Raw genomic sequence first — 6,679 nt, 5'->3', positions numbered from 1 at the left:
GGAACGGGGTCGCGAGCGGCGCCACCGCGAAGCGGAGCCCGGCTTCCGGGTCCACCGCGACCATCCGCTCGTGCCAGCGCCCCGCGCGACGAACGAACTGCCTGACCGGCAGCGCATCGAGGAACTCGTTGGCCACGATCAGCAGCGGTCGGTCGCCGGGCACCCCGCCCAGCTCGTTGTGCCAGCGCACGGACAGCCCGGAGAGCGCTGTGGCCTGCCGCTCGCGCAGGGCGGGGCTGGTCTCGACCAGGTGGATCGACAGCGCCGGCAAGGCCTGAGGCAGCGTGCGGATGGCCCGCACCGCATCCGCCATCAGGGTTCCCCGCCCCGGCCCGAGCTCGACCAGGGCCACGCGCTCCGGGCTGCCCAGCTCCAGCCAGTGCTGCAGCAGCGCCAGCCCGAGCAGCTCGCCGAACAGCTGGCTGACCTCGGGTGCTGTGACGAAGTCGCCGGCCGCGCCCAGGGGATCGCGGCGCGGATAGTAGCCGGCGGTCGGATGCGCCATGGCCAGGGCCATGTAGCGCGCGATCGAGATCGGGCCGTGGTCGAGGATCAGACGGCGCAACCGATCCTCGAGCCCGCTCATTCGATGGCCTCGGTCCGCCGGCGGCCGCGCGCCACCAGGAAGATGCCGAACGCCAGCATGGGCAGCGACAGCAGCTGGCCCATGGTGATGCCGCCGGCGAGAACCGGGAGCGACAGCAGCAGCAGGAAGGCGGTGACCAGAACGGCCCAGGCGAAGAGCGGCATCTTGTGCAGCGTCATGCCCGGAGCGCGCATGTTCAGGATCGTGGTGATGAAGTTGATCGCACCGAGGATCGACGAGGCGCCCGCGATGTGCAGCGAGAGGATCGCGAAATCCACCGCCGGGCCGGGCTGGCCCGAGGTTGAGAGCGGCGGATAGATCGTCCAGCCGCCGCCGACGCCGTTCGCGCCGGGCGGGCCCTCGACGAACATCGAGATCAGCAGAAGTCCAAAAGCTGCAGGAAGAAGCCAAAAAGAGATGTTGTTCATGCGCGGGAAGGCCATGTCCGGCGCGCCGATCATGATCGGCACGAACCAGTTGCCGAAGCCGCCGATCATGGCGGGCATGACCATGAAGAAGATCATGATCAGGGCGTGGGCGGTGACCACGGCGTTGTAGCCGTGCTTGCCCTTGAAGACGCCCAGTTGGGCCAGCAGGCCGGTGTCGGAGAACACCTGGATGCCCGGCTCCATCAGTTCCCAGCGGATCAGGCCCGACAGGGCGCCGCCGACGATGCCCGCCATGATGGCGAACAGGATGTACAGCGTGCCGATGTCCTTGTGGTTCGTGGAGAAGAACCAGCGGGCGAAGAAGGGCGGCTTGTGGTCGGCGTCGTGGCCGTCCGTGTGATGCGTGTCTGCGGCGTGAGCCATCGGACTTTATCCTGCGAGTATCTTAAGCCGCCGGCGCGGCGGGCGCCGCGGCCGGAGCGGAAGCGGGAGCGGCGGCCGGGGTCGCGGCGGGCGCGGCGGCAGCGGGGGCGGCCTCGGCGGGGGCGGCGGCCGGAGCCGGCAGGGCCGTCTTCGACTTCACCCAGGCGTCGAATTGAGCCTGCGTCACCACCTGGATCTCGATCGGCATGTTGGCGTGGTCCACGCCGCACAGTTCCGAGCACTGACCGTAGAAGACGCCGGTCTTCTCGGCCTTGAACCAGGTTTCATTCAGGCGGCCGGGAATCGCGTCGGTCTTCAGACCAAACGCCGGCAGGGCGAAGGCGTGGATCACGTCGGCGCCGGTGACCTGCACGCGGATGACCTTGCCCACGGGAACGATCATGGCGTTGTCGGCGGCCAGCAGATACGGGACCTTCTTGGCGTCCGCCTGCTCCTTGGTGAGCGGCAGCGACACGATCTCGCTGATCTTCTGGTCGGGATACTCGTAGCCCCAGTACCACTGATAGCCCGTGGCCTTCACGGTCATGTAGGGCTTGGGCATGTCGTTGTAGTGGAACAGCAGCCGGAACGAGAAGATGGCGATGACCATCAGGATCAGCACCGGCACCAGGGTCCAGATGACCTCGATCGTGGTGTTGTGGCTGAACTTGGCCGGAACCGGGTTCGCCTTCTTGTTGTAGCGAACGATGATCCAGATCAGCAGGCCCAGCACCAGCAGCGTGATGGCCGTGATGATCGGCAGCAGGATCACGTTGTGGAACCAGATCGCGTGGTGCTTCAGCTCCGACGCGGCCGGCTGCAGGTCGATCGCTCCCGGCGTCGGCTGCCCCAAAAGATCCTCGGCGAGGGCGTGCCCCGCGAAAACGACACTGGCGGCGAGCGCGCTGGCGCCCGTCAAGACCCGCCGAATCCCCGAAAATTGCGCCTTCATATCCCTCACGGCCCGTTTCGGCGGCGATTTGACGATGATCAATGTCACGCCGCGCCGACTTGCTTATGATGACCCTCCGATGCGGTCGTGCGAGCGACGGCGTCCAACAAGACGCAAAGTCACACGCAGCCCGCCCCGAAAAAGGCCATTCCGAGGCTGCATACGCGCATCGCTAGCCGTTGCCAAGCGCCAGAGACCACACTCTGTGCGAGGGCTTGCCGTGCGCGCGTTTCCTCCCGCATGAACTCAGCCCCCTCCCCGCGCTTCCCGCTATTTCCGCATCATTACGTATCGTTCATGGATAGGTACCTTGCGATACTCAGTACCGTGCGGTACTAGGGAGCATCCAAGGAGGCGAGGACGACGTGCCGGAAGCCATTGAAATCCAATTGAAGAAAGGCGTGCTGGCGTTGTGCGTGCTGGCCCTGCTCTCGCACGCCGACAGCTACGCCTACGAGATCGCCAGCAGGCTCACGAAGGACATCGATATGGGGGAAGGGACGATCTATCCGCTGATGCGCCGCATGCAGTCGGATGGGCTGGTCGAGACCTATCTGGTCGAAAGCCAGAGCGGTCCGCCGCGCAAATACTACCGCCTGACGGCCGAGGGCCGCCGCAGCCTGGAGCAGCAGAAGACCGAGTGGGTCGCCTTCAGCCAGGCCGTCAACGCCATCGTGGGAGCCGCCGCATGACCCGCGCCGAGTTCATGACCCGCCTGCGGCGCGGCCTGGCCGGCCTGCCGGTCACCACGATCGCCGACATCGTCGCCGACCACGAAGCCCACTTCGCCGACGCCATGGCCGCCGGCCGCAGCGAGGCCGAGGTGGCCGCCGCCCTGGGCGATCCCGACCGCCTGGCCCGCGAGCTGCGCGCCGAGGCCGGCCTCAAGCAGTGGGAAGAGCGCAAGAACCCCTCGAACGCCATGGCGGCGGTCATCGCCCTTCTGGGCTTGGGGGCCATCGACGTGATCATCCTGCTGCCGCTGCTGATGGGCGTTCTGATGACCCTGTTCGGCATGCTGGTCGCCGTGGTGTCGATCTTCATCGGCGGCGGCTTCGTCTTCGCGGCCGGACCACTGACCGGACCGCCGGGGGGACCGATCACGGCCTTTCTGGCGGGCCTGGGCCTGATGGGTCTGGCCACCTGCCTGGGCGCGCTGCTGACCCTGGTCACGGTCGCCGTCTTCAACGCGGTCGTCTGGTACGCCCGCCTCCACTACCGGCTGCTGAAGCCGGCCATCGAACAAGCCTGAGCGGAATAGGAGGGGACCATGTTGATCCGCAATACGCTCATCGTCGCCGGCGCCAGCTTCGCGCTCGCCGTCGGCTGCTTCGCCGGGGTGGCGGTCATCGCCGGCCCGCAGATCATGAAAGACGGCTGGACGCTGCCGTTCAGCCGTTATGACGAAACCATTGTCGTCCGCGAGAACGGCAGGGTCATCCACACCGGCGCGAACCGCGTTTATGGCGAACGGCCGGCGCCGACGATCGATCGCACCTTCGCCTGGACGGGCAAGAGCGACCTGCTCATCGATCTGCCGGTCGACGTGGTGTTCGTCCAGGGCCCCGAAGCGAAGATCGTCGCCTCGGGCCCGAAGGACTACATTGAGCGACTGCGAGTCGACGGCGGCCGCCTCAGCCTGGAAGGCAACGATGACATCGATCACGATCGTCTGACGATCGACGCCCTGGGCCTGCGGGTCGAGAGCGACTCCGAGCGGGTGAAGATCACCGTCATCGCGCCGGATGTCACCAAGTTCGACGTCCGCGGCTCCGGCGATCTCGACATCCGCCGCTATGACCATTCGACCATCTCGGTCAGCGTCAGCGGCAGCGGCGACGTCGAGGCGGCGGGACGCGTGGACGCGGCGTCGATCGACAGCTCGGGTTCGGGCCACGTCGACCTTGGCGACCTGAAGGCCAAGGAGGTCAAGGTCAACGTCTCGGGCAGCGGCGGCGGCGCGATCTTCGCCACCCAGCTGGCCCGGATCGACATCTCCGGCAGCGGCGACGTCGAGCTGCGCACCGAGCCCAAGACGGTCAGCAGCGAGATCACCGGTTCGGGCGAAATCCGCCGGGAGTACTGATCCGCGACAAAAGGGGCGGGGTGACGGATGCGATTCGAAAGCCTACCTGTAGGCGCATGAACGCTCCCTTCCCCGCCTCTTCCCTGTCCCTGCTCGACGCGGCCGGCGTCGATCCCGAGCGCGCCCGCCAAGTGCTGGACGAGGCCCTCGCCGGCGCCGACGACGGCGAACTGTTCCTCGAACGCTCCGAAAGCGAGTCCTTCGTGTTCGACGACGGACGGCTGAAGAGCGCCTCCTACGACAGCGGCGAAGGCTTTGGCCTGCGCGTGGTGGCCGGCGAAACCGCCGGCTACGCCCACGCCGCCGAGATTTCCGAGGCCGCCATCCGCCGCGCCGCGGACTCGGCCAGCCTCGCCAAGCGCGGCCATGCGGGCGTCGCCGCCGAAGGCCCCCGCGCCACCAACGAAAAGCTCTATGGCGAGGACAATCCCGTCGCCTCGCCCGACTTCTCCGACAAGGTCGCCCTGCTGCAGGAGATCGACGCCTTCGCCCGCGCCCGCGATCCGCGGGTGGTGCAGGTCATGGCCTCGATGGCCGGCGAGCGGCGGATCGTCGAAATCCTGCGCGCCGACGGCCGCCTGATCCGCGACGTGCGGCCGCTGGTGCGGGTCAATGTCCAGGTCACCGTCGAGAAGGACGGCCGCCGCGAGACCGGCAGCTCAGGCGCCGGCGGGCGCGCCGGCTTCGCCGCCTGGATCAGCCCCGACAAGTGGCAGGATCAGGTCGAGGAATCGCTGCGCCGCGCTTTGGTCAATCTCGACGCGGTCGCCTGCCCCGCCGGCGAGATGGACGTGGTGCTGGGTCCGGGCTGGAACGGCGTGCTGCTGCACGAGGCCGTCGGCCACGGCCTGGAGGGCGACTTCAACCGCAAGGGCATCAGCGCCTTCTCCGGCCGCATCGGCGAGCGCGTGGCCGCCCCGGGCGTCACCGTGTTCGACGACGGCTCGATCGCCGGCCGCCGCGGCTCGCTGACCGTCGACGACGAGGGCACGCCCACCGAACGGACCATCCTGATCGAGGACGGCATCCTCGTCGGCTATATGCACGACCGGATGAGCGCGCGGCTGATGGGCATGAAGGCCACCGGCAACGGTCGCCGCCAGTCCTACGCCCACATGCCCATGCCGCGCATGACCAACACCGGCATGCTGGCGGGCAAGGACGATCCCCAGGAGATGATCGCCTCGATGAAGCGCGGCCTCTACTGCGCCAGCTTCGGCGGCGGCCAGGTGGACATCACCAACGGCAAGTTCGTCTTCCAGTGCACCGAGGCCTATTTGGTCGAGGACGGCAAGATCACCAGCCCCGTCAAGGGCGCGACCCTGATCGGCGACGGTCCCAGCGCCCTGACCAAGGTGACGATGATCGGCAACGACTTCGACTTCGACCCGGGCATCGGCGTCTGCGGCAAGTCCGGCCAGGGCGTGCCGGTCGGCGTCGGTCAGCCCAGCTTGAAGATCACGGGCCTAACGGTCGGCGGGACGGCGGTCTAACCCCAATCCGATTTCCCCGGCGAATGCCGGGGCCCAGATGCCAGAGCGCCCGCGTCCTAGAGGATCGCGGGCGTTTTTGCGTGCGCCTCGGAGCTTTCCGATCTGGGTCCCGGCATTCGCCGGGAAGGTCGGAATTACAGAACCCGCTCCAGATAGGTCACCGTCTTCTTGCCGCCGTGGATCTGGGCCGTTCCCACCGGAACAAAGCCCAGGGCGGCGTGAAAGGCGTCCGACGCCGGATTGGGCGGGTCGGAATTGACCTCGCAGACGATCCGCGCATGCCCAGCGGCGCGGGCGGCGGCGAAGAGATCGTCGTACAGGCGCCGCGCCAGACCCCTGCCCCGGGCCGCATCGGCCACCACCACGCGATCGACATAGACGAAGCGATCGAAGCGGTCGCGGAACCATAGAAAATTGACGCTGTCGTAGTCGGCGTCCTGGTCAAAGGCCAACAGCAGGGCCTCGGCGACGCCGACGCGACGCGCGACGAACGCCTCCGCGACCAGCTTGGCGAGCCGCTCCGGCTCCAGCCAGGAAAGCTCGAGCGCATGATCGTTATTGAGGGCCAGTAAGGCCTCGCCGGGGACGCCAGCCAGATCATCCGGGGTCAGAGCCGTCGTTGCGTCGTCCATGGCGTCTCGGCAGCCTTTTCTGTCGAAGGTTTAATCCAGATTTCAGGCTTGTAACTTTCACCGAGCCACAGGTGTCGGCAGGGTGCCCGCAAGTCCGGCGACCGTCACAATAGTCGCA

General features: G+C 67.5%; 7 protein-coding genes and 1 pseudogene. 4 read left to right on the top strand and 4 right to left on the bottom strand.

All coding sequences use genetic code 11. From position 1 onward, the window contains the following. The 3 genes and pseudogenes from Q0379_RS06305 to coxB form a co-directional block, all read right to left on the bottom strand. Window positions 1-586 (bottom strand): SAM-dependent methyltransferase (locus Q0379_RS06305; protein WP_299005822.1); only part of this gene is annotated, 586 nt, incomplete at its 3' end. Window positions 587-666: 80 nt separating this feature from the next. Then, window positions 667-1,398, bottom strand: a pseudogene (locus Q0379_RS06300) (cbb3-type cytochrome c oxidase subunit I); the annotation flags it as partial. Between the two features lie 22 nt (window positions 1,399-1,420). After that, window positions 1,421-2,350 (bottom strand): cytochrome c oxidase subunit II, encoded by a 930-nt coding sequence (gene coxB, locus Q0379_RS06295; protein WP_299005819.1) that lies wholly within the window; start codon window positions 2,348-2,350, stop codon window positions 1,421-1,423. A 365-nt stretch (window positions 2,351-2,715) separates the two neighbouring features. Between coxB and Q0379_RS06290 the strand changes: the two genes are divergently transcribed. Genes Q0379_RS06290 through tldD form a run of 4 tightly spaced genes read left to right on the top strand, consistent with a single transcriptional unit; the run spans window position 2,716 to window position 5,929 of the window. After that, entirely contained in the window at window positions 2,716-3,042 is a 327-nt protein-coding gene (locus Q0379_RS06290; protein WP_299005816.1) for a PadR family transcriptional regulator, read from the top strand. Further along, entirely contained in the window at window positions 3,039-3,602 is a 564-nt protein-coding gene (locus Q0379_RS06285) for a DUF1700 domain-containing protein (protein ID WP_299005813.1), read from the top strand. The genes Q0379_RS06290 and Q0379_RS06285 overlap by 4 nt, the downstream gene beginning before the upstream one ends. An 18-nt stretch (window positions 3,603-3,620) precedes the next feature. Beyond that, window positions 3,621-4,436, top strand: a complete 816-nt coding sequence (locus tag Q0379_RS06280; protein ID WP_299005810.1) for a DUF2807 domain-containing protein — start codon at window positions 3,621-3,623, stop codon at window positions 4,434-4,436. Window positions 4,437-4,492: 56 nt separating this feature from the next. Next, window positions 4,493-5,929, top strand: coding sequence for a metalloprotease TldD (gene tldD / locus Q0379_RS06275; protein WP_299005808.1), 1,437 nt, complete (start codon window positions 4,493-4,495; stop codon window positions 5,927-5,929). Between the two features lie 134 nt (window positions 5,930-6,063). On the opposite strand, the gene Q0379_RS06270 is transcribed toward tldD, so the two are convergent. Beyond that, window positions 6,064-6,561 (bottom strand): GNAT family N-acetyltransferase, encoded by a 498-nt coding sequence (locus Q0379_RS06270; RefSeq protein ID WP_299005806.1) that lies wholly within the window; start codon window positions 6,559-6,561, stop codon window positions 6,064-6,066. Window positions 6,562-6,679 lie beyond the last annotated feature (118 nt).

Origin of the sequence: uncultured Caulobacter sp. (genome assembly GCF_937900395.1) — a bacterium.
Taxonomy (GTDB): domain Bacteria; phylum Pseudomonadota; class Alphaproteobacteria; order Caulobacterales; family Caulobacteraceae; genus Caulobacter.
Note: the sequence above shows the minus strand (reverse complement) of the source record. Positions and strands in the feature narration are given on the sequence as shown.